This window comes from Mucilaginibacter flavus (assembly GCF_030409315.1).
GTDB lineage: Bacteria > Bacteroidota > Bacteroidia > Sphingobacteriales > Sphingobacteriaceae > Mucilaginibacter > Mucilaginibacter flavus.
In genome coordinates this window covers 23218-38186 of the sequence record NZ_JAUFPS010000020.1, presented here as the reverse complement: position 1 = coordinate 38186, position 14969 = coordinate 23218, and the positions used below count along the sequence as shown (strand labels likewise).

Sequence of the window (14969 nt, the reverse complement as noted above, 5' to 3'; positions counted from 1 at the left end):
TCGCGACTACCTGTCTATTAACCGGCATAAGCTTACAATTTATTAATTAACAGTCAATTAAAGACTACCCAAGAACAACTCCCCTGCTCCAAACCGCCCCCTTTGCCCCATTAAAAATAATTTCCTTACCTTTGCAGCATGGATATTCTCCCTAATGCCTTACTGGCTTACTTAGATGACCATTGCGATCCGGAGCCGGAGGCTTTGCAGCAACTGAATCGCGAAACGCATTTAAAGGTATTAAGGCCCCATATGCTATCGGGGCATTACCAGGGCAGGCTGCTTAGTTTTTTGAGCAAAATGGTAGCGCCTAAATGCATCCTTGAAATTGGCACCTACACCGGCTACTCGGCAATTTGTTTGGCCGAGGGATTGGCTGAAGGTGGCATCCTCCACACCATCGAGGTTAACCGCGAAATGGAGGATATCATCAATTCACACTTTAAACTAACAAATGTTGAAAACAAAATAAAGCTTCATTTTGGGCAGGCAGAAGCCATTATCCCTGATTTAGAGGCAGATGTTTTCGATTTGGTGTTTATTGATGCTGATAAAAAGAATAATTTTACATACTTTCAATTGGTTTTTGACAAAGTCAGATCCGGAGGATTAATAATAATTGATAATGTTTTGTGGAAAGGAAAGGTGTACGGACCCGAAAAAGATACCGATACCGAGAATATCCGCAAACTAAATGACCAAATAGCTGTTGATAGCAGGATAGAAAAGCTGATCCTGCCCGTACGCGATGGCTTGCTGGTTATCAGAAAAAAATAAATTATGAAGAAAATCTTACTGATTACTACACTGTTGATCTCAACACTTGCTGCTTCAGCACAAAAGAACACTTCACAATCATATATCGAGAAGTTCAAAGATGATGCCATTCGCATCATGCACGAAACCGGGATACCTGCAAGCATCGTTTTAGGCGTAGCCATGCATGAATCGGCTAATGGTAACAGCACTATAGCACAAGGCCTTAATAATCAATTTGGAGTAAAAGGTGGAGGCAGTGTAGTTTTTATTAAACACAATAAAAAAGTAAGAACCTCATACAAAAAATACGATTCGGTTTTTGATTCTTTCCAGGATTTTGCCCGCATCATGACTGAGCGTAAACAATTCAGTCACCTGGCCGATGTACTTACCCATTATGACTATGCCGGCTGGGCGCACGGTATTCAGCGCAGCGGTTATGCCAGCAGCCGCAAATGGGCAGCACAGGTTTTAGGGATCATCAAAAAATACGATTTGAATGACCTGGATGAAAACCCGTCAGAACAACCTAAAGAAATAGCAGAAGCTAAACAATAATCTTTATTTTGGCGTTTTAAAAACGCTATATATCAAGGTTTAGCTTTATGCAAAAATCATTTCTACTCTTATCTGTTGTTGTAATATGTTTCAGCTCGTGCTCGGCACGCAAAAAAACAACCACCGGGTCAATCTCCAACCGGGATGTTAAACGCAATAACAGCAGTATTCAAAAGGCCAACAGCGCTTCTATCGCCAATTATAAACAGTCAACATCGTTAGAGTATATTGATCGTTTTAAGGCCATAGCCATACTGGAAATGAACCAATATGGCATCCCGGCGAGTATTACGCTTGCACAAGGCTTATTTGAATCGGGAGCGGGCAACAGCGAACTGGCACGTTTTGCTAATAACCACTTCGGCATTAAATGCACCAGCGACTGGAAAGGTAAAAGCTATTATAAAGATGACGACCAGGTAAATGATTGTTTCCGCGTTTATGATAATCCCGAAGACTCATTTCGTGATCACTCCACTTTTTTAAAACGTAAAAACTACGCCAAACTTTTTGAACTGGATAAAAACGATTACGAAGGCTGGGCTAAAGGTTTAAAAGCTGCCGGTTATGCCACTAACCCCAAATATCCGCAGCTGCTCATCAACCTTATTGTGAAATATAACCTTGACCAATATGACCGCCCCGAAGGCGAGGTTGCCAAAATAAAACGTGAAGACCGGGTACTTTCGCAGATTAACGATAGCATCGGCAAACCCACCACAGATACCCTCACCAAAACAAAACCCGACGATAAGATTTACACCGTTAAACAAGGTGACACACTATACAACATTTCTAAACGTTTTGGAATAACTGTTGATGAGTTAAAAGCGTTAAACAGTATACCAGATAATAACATCCATATTGGACAAAAACTGGTAGTTGTTAAGTAGGGAGGGGAAAGAATCAAGAGATTAGAATCAAGAGTTAAGACAAAAGGAAAAGGGCAAAAAGAATCCCGTCATTGCGAGGTACGAAGCAATCTCAACATAGGCAGATCGGCCTTGTAGTTTGGCTCTGTATAGTTTGGAGATTGCTTCGTACCTACCCATGACAAGTTGTAAAAATGGAAGTCATCCTGAACTTGTTTCAGGACCCCATAGGACAAGCGACGGTATGAAGTATACTTAGCAAGTGGGGTGCCGAAACAAGTTCGGCATGACGTCGGGATTAAAAGTGATTGTCATATCCACTTTCAAAGTCCACCGGATTTTATAACTCGCAATGACGGAAGGCAAAAAGTCCTTATTCCTTGCTCCCAAAATCCTTGCTCCCAAAAAAGTTAATTGTTGTTAAATACTATGGCTAAACGCGGCCGAATTTTTATTTTTGGCGCCACAATGAAAATATGGTTGTTCCTCATTTTCTGCACCTTATCTGTACGGGTTTTTGCACAACAAAAAGCTGTAGAGGGTATTGTGTTTGATAAGGATAGCAAAGACCGTATTGCCAAAGTAAATATTGTGAATGTTACCAGTGGAAAATCGGTTTATAACAGTCTTAAAGGCGAGTTTAGCATTGAAGCCCAGCCCGGCGATGTACTGATATTTAGCAAGCCCGATCATTTTAACGATACGCTGCATGTAAAAAGCAACGATGCCCTTGCTGTTTACATGAAACGATCTGCCATTATGCTGAAGGAGGTTTTTATCCGGGATACCTTACTTACACCCGAAAAACAATTTGCTGCCACCAAACGCGATTATACTAAAATTTATGGGTCAGAATATAGCCAAAGCCTGCTATCGGTAGCGCCGGGCCTGGGGGCGGGTATCGGTATAGATGCTCTGTATAACGCCTTTAGCCGTAGCGGACGCAACGCGGCCAAGCTACGCGAAACCATCGAGAAAGATTATCATCAACAAGAAATAGACTACCGCTTTAACCGCCCTTTTGTGGCCAGCGTAACCCGCCTTAAAGATCAGCAGCTTACCGATTTTATGCAGCGTTACCGCCCCGGCTACTACCTGGTTAAAACCACAACCGATTATGAGTTTATAGCCAGTATTAAAGCCAACCTGCGCCGCTTTTTACGCTCGCCAAGAACGTTTTCTTTAGCGCCGTTGGTAACGCCTACGGTGACTAATAATTGAGAAAAGTCCTTGATATAACGTAATCCCAGACTTACGAAGTTTTTAAAACTTCGTAAGTCTTTCGTCACTTTGTTATTTTCGCTTCCAAGTATCGGCGGATTTTGAAAACCGAATAACAAATAGTATCTTCTTATATTACTTCTCCTTACCAAACTCCAAACTTTTAAAATTATACCCACCCATATCGGCATACACCTTTATTTTGTTGCTTCCAGCTTTAAGCTTTACATCTTTTACCGTTACTGTTTGCCACTTTTTAAATCCCCCGGTGCTTGGTACGGCAACAGTTTGGGCAACGCCGTTAACGCTAAAAGTTATCTTTCCATCATCGGCCGCGGCGGCTATTTTGAGTTTTACAGCGTACGTGCCGGGAGTTATTGCCTTTACAGTGTATTGAAGCCATTCGCCTTTTTCAATATCGTCAACAAAATAACTGTCATAGGCTGTCGAATCTTTGGCAATATCCACACCATCGTTGCGGTATACATACCCGTTGTTGCCTTTGCCATATTTGCCGGTTGATACATGGTAGTCTGCAGTATCCGTATCAAAATAAGCAAACCCGTTGCGGCCAAGGTCATAGTCAACAGCATTAATCACAGTGCCGTTTTTTACTTTGTTGGCTTTAAATGGCCTGGTAGCTGTAGTATGAGGCTGGCGGAAAATAGCGTCAATTACATCGTGGTGAATAATGGCATTTTCTAATTTGGCATAAGTGGCCAGTTCCATGGTGCCGCTGTAAACGTTACTCTCTTTGGGTTTATGTTTGCCCGTGTTCAGGTAATTGGCAACATCATTGTAGTTTAAGTTTGATGGTATTTCAATAGGATTGTTATTGCCCATCTTTTTTAAAGGCCATAAAGCCCAGCCTATGTTATTTTTTTCCAGCAGTCCAATTGCTTCGGTTAGCCACACGTTTGAGTTTTCTCCGGTTTCGCCAAGCCAAACGGGTACATTGTATTGGTCGCGGGTTTTAACGATATGCTCAACCGATTTTTGATCGTTGTAGTTCCAGTATTTATGAAAACTCAGCACCATGTTTTTATCCCAGGTAGGTAGTATGCCGTTGTAGTTATTACCCCAGCCATTGCCTTCAATAATAATGATGTGCTTTTTATCAACTTCGCGAATGGCGGTGGTAATTTCAACCATCAGCTTCCTTAATGGCGCATTTGTTTTTTCATGTAAGCCGTTTTTGTCGTTTACCGGATCGTCAAAGCCAAAGTTGGGTTCGTTGATGATATCGTAACCGGCAATATTAGGTTCATTTTTATAACGATTGGCAAGTTTGCGCCAAAGGGCAATCATTTTTTGCTGGTTGGCCTCGCTATCCCAAAGCGACGGATTATCGGTATTCCTGTCGGATATATTCAAATCATTACCCTGGCCGCCCGGCGTGGCGTGCAAATCAAGAATAAGATACATATGGTTGGCTTTACACCAGGCCAGCAAATCGTCGGTCATTTTAAAGCCTTTATCAAGCCAGGTGTTTTGCCCTTTTACAGGTTCTTTTTCGATGGGTAAAGTGTAAAGATTATAATGCATAGGCAGGCGGATGGAATTAAATCCCCAGCGCTTCATCGAGTCCACATCAATTTTGCGGGTGCCATTGGCCAGCCAGGTATCATAAAACTCCTTGGTTTCGGCAGGCCCCATTAACTCTTCCAGGCGCTCACGAATGCGGTATTGGCGGCTATCGTTGGTAACGTGCAGCATATAGCCTTCCTGCAGCATCCAGCCACCAAGGCCCATGCCGCGCAGCAGTACGTTGTGGCCTTTTTCATCCACTATTTTTTTGCCATCGGCCTTTAAAAAGCCTTGCTGGGCTTTACTTTGTACCGATAAGAACGAGGCAACCGAAAACGCCAAAAGCCCTTTTGCCGAAAATATATTTTTAACAGATTGTATGAACATGATCTTTTTAATTAGAATTTTAACTACCAGATATAAGTACCTACTGAACCCTGATCTAAATGCGTGGCAAGGACTTTACCTTGATACTTGATATCAAAATCAAGCGCTGCATTGCCGGTATTAGCCACAATCAAAACCTTTTTACCATCGGGTGTTTTAAAGGCCACGTTGGGCAGTTTATCTAAACTATTTGAAGCTATGCGCACCGAACCTGGCCTTACAAATTTAGAAGCATGCGCTATGGAGTAGTAAGCAATGTTTTTCTTTACCTCGTTTTTATCAATGGTAACCGCGCCCTGGCATGAGGGACATCCACCCCTATCGGTGTATGGTTTATATTCCGGATCGGCGGCCAGGTTCCACTCTAATACGTTACGGCTCCAGTTGCGGGTAGCGCCTATGATGAGTCGTTTAACCGGGTTTATGATATTGATGGTAGCCTGGTTTTCGGGCTCTACAACCATTTGTTCGGTAAAATAGATGTTCTTATCGGGATGGGCGTTGTGAACATCGCTCAGGGCTTCTATATTGCCTCCATAAAGGTGAAAACCCGAACCATCAATGTACTTGCGCGCCGCGGCGTCATTTAGGATAGAGATTGGGTAATCGGGTCTGTCGGCATTATGATCATATAAAATAATTTTGGTTTTGATGCCGGCCGCTTTAAACGCCGGACCTAAATTGTTTTTAATAAACGCGCCTTCATCTGGCGCTACTAATAACAGGCTGGGGTTATTACCGGGGTGCAATGGCTCGTTCTGAATAGTTATCGCGTCTATATTAATTCCCTGCGCTTTCATACCCTGTATGTATTTTACCAGGTATTTGGCATAGGTGCCCCAATACTCGGGCTTTAACCTGCCGCCACGGGTATCTTCATTGGTTTTCATCCAGGCCGGGGGCGACCATGGAGACCCTAAAATTTTAATAGCCGGGTTGATAGCCAAAATCTGTTTCATCACCGGGATCACATCCAGCTTATCGGGCCCAAGATCAAAGTGTTTTAATGTTGGATCGGTTTGCCCGGCGGGCATATCATCATACGAGAAAACTTTTTCATTAAGATCTGACGAGCCAATGCTTAACCTCAAATAACTTACTCCAATGTTGTTATCGCTGGTAGCAAAAAGATTTTTAAGCAAAGCCGCGCGGCTATCGCTACTCATCCGGATGATGTGCATGGCGCTACCGCCGGTAAGCGCGAAACCAAAACCGTCAATAGGCTGATAGGTTTCCTTATCGTTAACAGCGATGGTAAGGTCATTAGCTTTGCCGTCGGCCTTAAAAGGCAAAACATCTGCCTGCTTTTGAAACAGTGCCGATCTATCTGCCTTGGTAAGCCAAAGGCTCGCGGTTTCAGCTTTTTGTGCCGATGCTATGGTTGCCGATCCCAAGAGCCCCATTGTTGCTAAAATTAAAGCCAATTGCTTATTAATAGCATTAATATTAAAAGGTTTATGCATAATGCACTTGATTTTGGAGATGATTTATGAATAATTGGTTGAGTAAATTTATTATTGTTTTTGGATTAAAAACAGGTAAATGGCTAAGTAACTGATAATTTACGTGTATTTAGTACACAAAGCTATGTTATTGATTGGGATAGCCCGTTAACAATAATAGCCGGTAGTGGATTTGAAGGGGTGCTTTAAAAGTGCCTGCGTGTGCATCTTTTAATTAGAAACTAAAATTATTTGCTTTTATTAAAAACTTGTTTTATTTTCACTTGCACTATCTCAATGAAAGATTCCAATAAAAAGATCATCATATTTGATGATGACGAAGACATCCTTTCCATTTGTAGTTATATTTTAGAAGAGCAAGGCTGGGAGGTACACACCTATACAGATTGTAATAATATAACCGAAAAAGTATCCGGCATTTTACCGGATGTTATCCTTATGGATAATTGGATTCCTGATGCAGGCGGCATCATTGCCACCCAAACCCTTAAAAAAACAGAGGAACTTAAAGATATCCCGGTAATCTATTTCTCTGCCAATAGCGATATTCAGATCCTGGCCAATCATGCCGGCGCGCAAACCTACCTTGCCAAACCTTTTGATCTGGAAGAGTTGGAGCGTGTAATAAATAAAGTATTGGTAACTGAGTAAGCTGAAAGCCCACGGCGAAAAGCATAAAGCATAAAGCCACAGGAAGCTATTTCATATAAATAAAAGACCTCATCCGATAAAGATGAGGTCTTTTTGTTTGGAGGCATATTATTGTATTCCACCTGGACCGCCAGGGCCACCGCCACCAGGACCGCCGCCGCCAGGGCCACCTCTTTGCCTATCGCCGTTACGGATATCTTGCGTTGGCGCTTTGCCGGCAAACTTTTGCAGGCGCAGGGTAAAGGTTAGCAGGTAATAACGCGCAAGCCTGTTTACACTTGATTGTGTAATTGAACTGGCCGTTGTGGTTGACGAATAACCGGTATTTTGGTTAAACAAATCAAAGCCTGATAAACGAATTGTAGCTACTTTATTTTTGAGGAACCTGCGCTCAACATACAGGTTTAAAATATTAGGATTGGTTACCTGGATATTGGAAGCATAGCCATAATTGGTAGCTTTTGTAAAATCGTAGCTAAATACCCAATCGCCAAAATAGTTTTTACCGTTTAGGCCCACATTCCAGGTTCTGATATTGGTTATAGAGTTGTTGAAATTGTTTTGTATGGAGTTACTGGTTCTGTTAACGTTGTAGTTGGTTAATACCTGGGCGTCAATAATGTTTGGTAAATCAACCCTAAACCTAACCTCTGGTGTTAAAACAAGGTTTTTGGCGATATTCTTTTGCTCGGCTTCAGATATTTCCTGCGCGGTAGCTGCCAGCGGATCGCCATTAATGTTGGTTAAGTAACCTACGTTATTGTTATACTGTACGGTACCGTTTAAATATAGCGTGTACTTTCTTTCGGCCCATGGTTTGGCATAGTTTACCCTACCAGTAAAATTGTAAAAACCGTTGGCGTTTAAATACTGAGTAAGTATACGATTTGATGTATTTGAGGTAATGGTATTGGTTACTACCTGGTTTGATATATTTTGATAGCTAAGATTGGCAAAAAACACATTGCCGGTTGCAAAACTAAAATTGTTATACCTGATAGATACGTTGTTGGTAAACGCCGGATTTAGGTAAGGGTTACCCTGAACCGGGTACAACGCGTTTGATAAATCAACAACCGGTTGCAACTGGCTGAAGCTTGGTGCCGCGTTTGACCCGTTATAATTAATGCTGAATGATTTACTGCGCGAATAGTTGTAAATGAAACGGGCTGTAGGGATGTAGTTGAATGTAGCTTTGTGTGTTTGCGCGCCGGTTAATACCGAGTTTCCATCTAACACCGATGGCTGTACACCCAAACCTAAGGTGTAGTTATATTTTTTTTCAATAAACCTGTAGTTTAAACCTACTTTGTTGGTTGTAAAAGTATAATTGTATTTATTGCTCAGCAAATCGTACTCATTATATGTATTGGCATTGCTTAAGGTATCTGTTTCTTTATTATTTACCGTAACCGAGTGATTGAAGGCATAATTAAGTTCAAGGTATGAACGTTTTCCCAGCGGATTAAGGTACGATACATTGGTGCCGTACGTATTAGTGCGGCTGTAAGTATAAATAACCTGGTTTTCTGGTGCTGGTGGCGTACCCGCGGTATAATCATATATTGGGTTTTGGTAGGCCGATGTTGGTGCCGAGCTGGCGTTAACCAATATACTTAAATTACGCCTGCCGCCAAATCTGTGGTTAAATAAAGCGGTGATACCATAGGTAGGCGATTGCGAGTTGCCATTGGTAATAGAGTTATAGGCCGATGTTATGGCTTCCTTTTGGGTAAGGCTTACATTATCGGCTTCATTTGTGCTGGTACCAGCGTATGAAAAAGTAGGAGTTAGCTTTAAATAATTAATGGTATCCGGCTTGTACTCCATGTTCCAGTTGATACGGTGGTTTACCTTATTATCTTTCTCCTGGCTTAACTGCGTTTGGTTGCTTGGATTTTGCGAAGACGTATTTTGCTGGAAGATATTATTGGTAGTGTTTGTGGTGTTATCTGCAAAGCTGTAGCTACCATATACAGATAAGGCCTTACCCCATTGATCGCGGAAGTTTAAACCGATAGATTTCGCATCGGTAATACCATTTGCAGCAGTGATTAAGCTACCACTATTACCACCGCCACGGCCAGCATTACCACGGCCACCGCCGCCGCCAAAACCACCGCCACCGCCGCCGCCGGTGCTGCCGAATGAGAACGTATTTACGTTGGTATTGTTAATGCTTCCCTGCAAGGCAATTTGTTGATCGCCGTGGAAGTTAAAAACGTTCAATGAACCTATGTAACGGTTATCATTGGGCACACCATCTTTTGAAGGCAACGCGTCACGACCATCGCCGGCAGTTGCCTGGGCAGTATAACCGTAGTTTTTATCCTTGCGGATGGTAATATTCATGATTTTTTCGGGCTCGCCGGTTTTTACACCGGTAAGGTTGGCCTGGTCGCCGTAATCATCAATCATTTGTATGTTTTCAATGATATCTGCAGGCAGGTTTTTGGTAGCGCTTTGCACGTCGCCGCCCATATAGTCCTTGCCGTTTATACGCACTTTGGTAACCTGTTTACCTTGTGTGGTAATATTGCCATTTACGTCAACATCTACGCCGGGTAGTTTTCTGATCAGGTCCTCAGTAGGAGCGTTTTCCCTTACTTTGTAAGCAGCCGCGTTGTATACTACCGTATCTTCTTTAAGGGTGATAGGATTAGCCGCGCCAACAATAGTTACCTGGTTAAGCATATTGGTTTCTGCTTTCAGGATAATCAGGCCCAGGTCAACCGGCTTGTTATCGTCCGCCAGCGAAAAGTGTTTCTTGATACCTATAAAACCAATAGATGATATGGTGAGCGTTATCGTTTTGCCTTTAACGCCGTTAAAAGTGAATTTACCATTGGCATCGGCAATGGTTAGCGTGCTATCGCCGGTGTTGCTTACCATTTTTATACTACTGCCGGGTAAGCTGAGTTTAGTGGTATCGGCAACAACCCCGCTGATATCGTGGGCAGATTGCGCGTGTGCGCCAAGGAGGCTTAAAAAGGTAATACTTACAATGAGTAAAAAGGATTTCATGTTATATATTTAGCTTACGGTTTTTTCTTTTTTTAACTATAGACACAATTAAAGTACAAATGTTCAACATATAAAGGGCTTATTAAATAATGAACATATAATTGTTACACATATACCTATTAAAGGCCTATCAATCATACTATTGTTACATTTATAAACAACAAAAGCCGGACTATGCCGGCTCTTGCTGTTATAAGATATGTTCTTAAATTAATTCAGATGTAGTGCAGATGCTACTTCACTTGCGCTGTTAATGTTAAGACCAGGATGGGTAACCTGTAAGGTAGTAACAGAACCGCCTGGTATTACAACCACTTTAAAGTCGTACCCTGGCGAGTTGAAGTTAGCTGTAATGTTTACGTAGCCTACACCGGTATCGCCCTGGTAAATAGCGTTTGTTGTTCTAACAAAAGGTAATCCGTAAAAACCTGTTGTTCCTGTAACTCTTAAGTAAACCAAAACAACACCTTTGTTAACAATATCTGCAGTAATAGCGGGTACATTAAGTTTTAATGCCGCCGCCGAACTAACATTCTGGTTGGTGATGATATAACTGTTGATATTAATAGTGCCATCTGCACCGGTATCACCTTTAGGTCCAGCGGGGCCGGTGGCTCCTGTTGCACCTGTAGCGCCGGTGGCTCCTGTTGCACCCGTAGCTCCGGTAGCACCCGTTGCGCCAGTAGCTCCTTTAGGGCCGGCAGGACCTGTTGCACCCGTAGCACCTTGCGGGCCTGTTGCACCAATTGGGCCTTGTGCACCTGTTGCTCCCTGTGCACCTGTTGCACCGGTAGCTCCCGTTGCACCAGTAGCGCCCGTGGCTCCTGTAGCACCGGTTGCTCCCTGAGGGCCTGTAGCACCAACCGGGCCTTGCGGGCCAATTGCACCCGTAGCACCTGTTTGGCCGGTAGCGCCTGTTGCACCAGTAGCGCCGGTATCACCTTTCGGGCCGGCAGGGCCTGTGGCGCCGGTTGCTCCTGTAGCACCGGTTGCACCAGTTGGGCCTGGTATACCTGTTGTTGCTCCTTGCGGGCCTTGTGCTCCTGTTGCTCCTGTATCTCCCTTTTCGCCTTGTGCACCAGTTGCACCGGTAGCGCCTGTAGGGCCAGGCGTTTTATCTTTTTTGCACGAGTTAGCGCTTATCATGCAAATTAATAAAACGGGTAGTAAAAGTCGTAGTCTTCTCATATAGATATGATTTAGTAATATTATAGTGGGTGTTATTACGGAATATGTGGAAAATTAGTTTCACAAAATGTTGATACAAATTTATTATTTAGGTATTGATGATGTTTTAGCTATAGGTTATGAATGCATTTATTAAACAAATGTTAAAAGATAGTTATAACAAAAAGCCGAGAGTTTTCGTTATACTTAAAAACATTTTAACCTATGAACAACATAAGCAACAGTTTACACGCAAAAGTACATCGGTGGATAGATGCCATCGGTTTTAGGCTTAATGCCTCGCAAACAAACGGTAAAAATAATGTTACAATTAATCATTACTTTTTTGAAACATTCAATTTCCTTGAAAAAGCGCGCAGAAACCAACCAGAAAGGGCAACCTTTCTTTGTTTTGATGCTTATGGCGAAAAAATAGATGTAAAATCGTTGCTTGATTTACAGGTTGCTTTTTTTGAAAATATCAGTCAGCTTAAATAATCGCCTATTATTGCTGATGTAATCAGTATAATTTTTATAGCTATTCTTAAGGTGCTTACCTGGCTCCATATAAATAAAAAACCTGCTTAGTAACTAAGCAGGTTTTTTTGTGCCAATTTTTATTGCGGGTACCAATTAGTTATCAACATTTGTTTTGGGCCAGCAGTTTAAATAACCTTTATCGTTATTTTCTTTCAAAATTTCATCGGCATTAATACCCCTGAAAGTGCCGCCCCCCGGTAAATTAACAATTGGACGGGTTGGGTTTAACGCTTCTTTAATCCTCAAATGTAAATCAACAAAATGGGCAGCGGTTAAAGCATCGCCGCCTTTTGGCAGGGCAGCGTCAATCTTCTTTAACTCAGCACGCACCATTGGCCTGATGTCAGATAACAGGATGTTAATTGGCGTTAAACCATATGAGGCCAGTTGCGCAGATGAGGCTCCCGGAAAGCTGAAGCTAAAATCGGTATTAAGCAGGCTTTTCAGGTTTTCAACATAAGCACGTTGCAGGTTGCGCTTAAACACGTCTGGTTTGGCACCTGTTACAATGCCGGTATTTAAATCCGTAAATAGTTGCGCTACTGTATAAGCAGCCGTGCCGTTTTTGGCTTCGTTATCAAACATACGCGCCAACCGTGATGGGCTTAACACGTTACCCAATGTGTTAACCTGCAAAGCTTTAATGCGGTTAATTACGACGCCGTTATCAAATTTACTTAACTCATTTTTATCAATAAGCCAGTAGGGTGTAGTAAATAATTGTTTGTTTAAAAAGTCAACGGCATCATGCTGAAGGTTTTTGTTTACAAAATCATAAACCGGGCCTTTTTGCTCGTAAGTTTTAAAGTTTTCGTTCATGCCACCAATATTGGTAGTAACGTGGCCCATGTAGCGGTAATATTGTCCTAACACTTCGTTATACAACTCGCTCACATCATCATAGTCTTCACCTTTTTGATAGGTCCATTTTTCCAGGTTCGGCAAAATGCGTTTAAGGTTGGCAATACCGTAAGTACTTGCTTTCATGGCGTTATCGCCCAAGTCTTCATTTTGCAGGCGCGGATCTATTGAAGTACCCTGGCGGCCAAAATAATAAAGTGGGTTTCCGGCATTTTTAGTAGTCCATACATTTAAAGTTTCTTTTTCCTGCTCGGCTGTTTTATTGCCCGGGAACCAGGTATATCCCCATTTTACCGACCATAAATCGTACTCGCCAATTTGCGGGTACAGATGCGTAACGCCATCACCTGGCTGGGCGATGTAGTTAAAGCGGGCATAATCCATAATTGATGGAGCGGTACCGTGTTTATCAGTAAATGATTTCGACCGCAATGAATCAACCGGGTAGGCGTAGCTTGAACCAAAGTTATGCGGCAAGCCCAATGTATGGCCAATTTCGTGCGATGATACAAAACGAATCAGCTCGCCCATTTGCTCGTCTGTAAATTGGGCCTTGCGAGCGGCTGGGTTTACGGCCGCTGTTTGGATCAGGTACCAATCGCGCAGCAAGTTCATTACGTTATGGTACCACCCAACGTGGCTTTCCAGGATTTCGCCGGTACGCGGATCAGATACGTGAGGACCGTAAGCGTTCTCTACATCTGACGCGAAGTAGCGGATAACGCTGTAACGGGCGTCTTCGGTACTAAAATCAGGATCTTCTTTTTTAGTAGGTGCTATTTTGCCTACAATAGCGTTTTTAAAACCAGCGGCTTCAAAAGCTTTATTCCAATCGTTTACACCGGCAATAAGATATGGTACCCATTTTTTTGGTGTTGCCGGATCTATATAATACACAATTTGCTTTTTAGGCTCCACCAGTTCGCCACGGCTGTAAGCTGCCGCGTCTTTAGGCTCGAGTTTCCAGCGGTGTATGTATGAGGTAACCTGTGATTTTTGCTTATCGGTACCAAAATCGGTTTGGCTTTGACCAAAAAAGCCCACCCTTGCATCGCTGATGCGGGGTTTCATTGGCGTTTTTGGCAACAATAACATGGAAGTGTTTAATTCAAACGTTACGGCCCCGTTTGAGTTATCGGTAGGCGACTCGCCAGAACGGTAAGTTTTTAAGGTGCGGGCCTCCAGATTGATCGGAAAGCTTTTTATCGTATCTATATAAGAACGGGAAGCATCCACGCCCGAAATCTTATAGGCTTTTTTCACATCATCAGATAAACCGATGGCTGCGATATCGCCATTGTAAAAATCAGATACATCAATTAAAACACCAGTAGTGTCTTTATTAAAAGCCTTGATATCAAATGAAGCTAAAACAGCATCGAGGTTGGAGTTTTTAACAGACTGGTACATATCCGATGTGCTATCGGCCCTTATCGAATAGCTGGGTACCCGTACAAAAACCTGTTTATCATGGCGTTCCCATTTCCAAACCTGTTGGTTAAGTTCTTCACCGCCATATTGCTGCCCAAAGGTTCTTAAACCTGTTGGTGTTTTAACAAAGCGGGTTACCACCAGCATTTCGCGGTTCAATAACGAATCCGGAATTTCGTAGTAGTATTTGCCATCAACCTTATAAGTGTTAAAAAGACCGCTATCTGCTTTAACCTTGCCGGTTATCACATCGCTAAACTTTTTAATACCTTCTTTTTTAGGTGCGCCAGTAGTAGCGGTTGCTGTGGTACCGCCTGGCCCGGTAGTTGTTTTGAGTGTTAAGGTTTGATTAGCCGCTTGTTTTTTTGTGGCGCAGGATGCCGCCAAAACAGCTAACATAAATGCAGCGCCACGGATATACGGGCCTGCTACAAGGTTGTTTTTCATTTATTACAATAGTTTAAACGTAAACTTATGTAAAAATTTGCCTTTTTTGCAATGAAATACT

General features: G+C 42.6%; 11 protein-coding genes. 6 read left to right on the top strand and 5 right to left on the bottom strand.

Translation table 11 applies throughout. The annotated features are described in order from the left end of the window. Positions 1-138: 138 nt before the first annotated feature. From QWZ17_RS06865 to QWZ17_RS06850, 4 genes are all read left to right on the top strand, one after another. Complete coding sequence (locus QWZ17_RS06865) at positions 139-777, top strand: O-methyltransferase (protein WP_290304326.1); 639 nt, start codon at positions 139-141, stop codon at positions 775-777. Between the two features lie 3 nt (positions 778-780). Continuing rightward, positions 781-1317 carry a glucosaminidase domain-containing protein gene (locus tag QWZ17_RS06860; protein WP_290304325.1) on the top strand — a complete coding sequence of 179 codons (537 nt, stop codon included), beginning with the start codon at positions 781-783 and terminating at the stop codon, positions 1315-1317. A gap of 47 nt (positions 1318-1364) precedes the next feature. Then, positions 1365-2210, top strand: coding sequence for a glucosaminidase domain-containing protein (locus QWZ17_RS06855; protein WP_290304323.1), 846 nt, complete (start codon positions 1365-1367; stop codon positions 2208-2210). Between the two features lie 447 nt (positions 2211-2657). After that, positions 2658-3410 (top strand): hypothetical protein, encoded by a 753-nt coding sequence (locus QWZ17_RS06850; protein WP_290304322.1) that lies wholly within the window; start codon positions 2658-2660, stop codon positions 3408-3410. 135 nt (positions 3411-3545) lie between these two features. Here the strand turns inward: QWZ17_RS06850 and QWZ17_RS06845 are convergent, their stop codons facing one another. Continuing rightward, positions 3546-5324: a cellulase family glycosylhydrolase gene (locus QWZ17_RS06845; protein ID WP_290304321.1), complete on the bottom strand. Its 1779-nt coding sequence runs from the start codon at positions 5322-5324 to the stop codon at positions 3546-3548. 23 nt (positions 5325-5347) lie between these two features. Continuing rightward, a complete protein-coding gene (locus QWZ17_RS06840; RefSeq protein ID WP_290304320.1) occupies positions 5348-6787 on the bottom strand; it encodes a glycoside hydrolase family 30 protein in 1440 nt (479 codons plus the stop codon). 276 nt (positions 6788-7063) lie between these two features. Between QWZ17_RS06840 and QWZ17_RS06835 the strand changes: the two genes are divergently transcribed. After that, the gene (locus QWZ17_RS06835; protein ID WP_290304318.1) at positions 7064-7438 is read left to right on the top strand and encodes a response regulator; all 375 of its coding nucleotides are present in this window, start codon (positions 7064-7066) and stop codon (positions 7436-7438) included. 108 nt (positions 7439-7546) lie between these two features. Here the strand turns inward: QWZ17_RS06835 and QWZ17_RS06830 are convergent, their stop codons facing one another. Both QWZ17_RS06830 and QWZ17_RS06825 read right to left on the bottom strand, forming a co-directional pair. Next, on the bottom strand, positions 7547-10462 hold the full coding sequence (locus QWZ17_RS06830) for an outer membrane beta-barrel protein (protein WP_290304317.1): 2916 nt from the start codon (positions 10460-10462) through the stop codon (positions 7547-7549). 210 nt (positions 10463-10672) lie between these two features. Then, a complete protein-coding gene (locus tag QWZ17_RS06825) occupies positions 10673-11650 on the bottom strand; it encodes a collagen-like domain-containing protein (RefSeq protein WP_290304316.1) in 978 nt (325 codons plus the stop codon). A gap of 204 nt (positions 11651-11854) precedes the next feature. Here QWZ17_RS06825 and QWZ17_RS06820 point away from each other — a divergent pair, with 204 nt between their 5' ends. Continuing rightward, on the top strand, positions 11855-12127 hold the full coding sequence (locus tag QWZ17_RS06820; RefSeq protein WP_290304315.1) for a hypothetical protein: 273 nt from the start codon (positions 11855-11857) through the stop codon (positions 12125-12127). Between the two features lie 135 nt (positions 12128-12262). Here the strand turns inward: QWZ17_RS06820 and QWZ17_RS06815 are convergent, their stop codons facing one another. Beyond that, positions 12263-14908 carry a zinc-dependent metalloprotease gene (locus tag QWZ17_RS06815; protein ID WP_290304314.1) on the bottom strand — a complete coding sequence of 882 codons (2646 nt, stop codon included), beginning with the start codon at positions 14906-14908 and terminating at the stop codon, positions 12263-12265. Positions 14909-14969: the final 61 nt, after the last annotated feature.

What these genes read in the sequence shown, in the direction of transcription:
- QWZ17_RS06850 (WP_290304322.1), top strand. Translation starts at nt 2,658, where the DNA reads ATGAAAATATGGTTGTTCCTCATTTTCTGCACCTTATCTGTACGGGTT.
- QWZ17_RS06815 (WP_290304314.1), bottom strand. Translation starts at nt 14,908, where the DNA reads ATGAAAAACAACCTTGTAGCAGGCCCGTATATCCGTGGCGCTGCATTT.
- QWZ17_RS06865 (WP_290304326.1), top strand. Translation starts at nt 139, where the DNA reads ATGGATATTCTCCCTAATGCCTTACTGGCTTACTTAGATGACCATTGC.
- QWZ17_RS06820 (WP_290304315.1), top strand. Translation starts at nt 11,855, where the DNA reads ATGAACAACATAAGCAACAGTTTACACGCAAAAGTACATCGGTGGATA.
- QWZ17_RS06860 (WP_290304325.1), top strand. Translation starts at nt 781, where the DNA reads ATGAAGAAAATCTTACTGATTACTACACTGTTGATCTCAACACTTGCT.
- QWZ17_RS06855 (WP_290304323.1), top strand. Translation starts at nt 1,365, where the DNA reads ATGCAAAAATCATTTCTACTCTTATCTGTTGTTGTAATATGTTTCAGC.
- QWZ17_RS06830 (WP_290304317.1), bottom strand. Translation starts at nt 10,462, where the DNA reads ATGAAATCCTTTTTACTCATTGTAAGTATTACCTTTTTAAGCCTCCTT.
- QWZ17_RS06845 (WP_290304321.1), bottom strand. Translation starts at nt 5,324, where the DNA reads ATGTTCATACAATCTGTTAAAAATATATTTTCGGCAAAAGGGCTTTTG.
- QWZ17_RS06825 (WP_290304316.1), bottom strand. Translation starts at nt 11,650, where the DNA reads ATGAGAAGACTACGACTTTTACTACCCGTTTTATTAATTTGCATGATA.
- QWZ17_RS06835 (WP_290304318.1), top strand. Translation starts at nt 7,064, where the DNA reads ATGAAAGATTCCAATAAAAAGATCATCATATTTGATGATGACGAAGAC.
- QWZ17_RS06840 (WP_290304320.1), bottom strand. Translation starts at nt 6,787, where the DNA reads ATGCATAAACCTTTTAATATTAATGCTATTAATAAGCAATTGGCTTTA.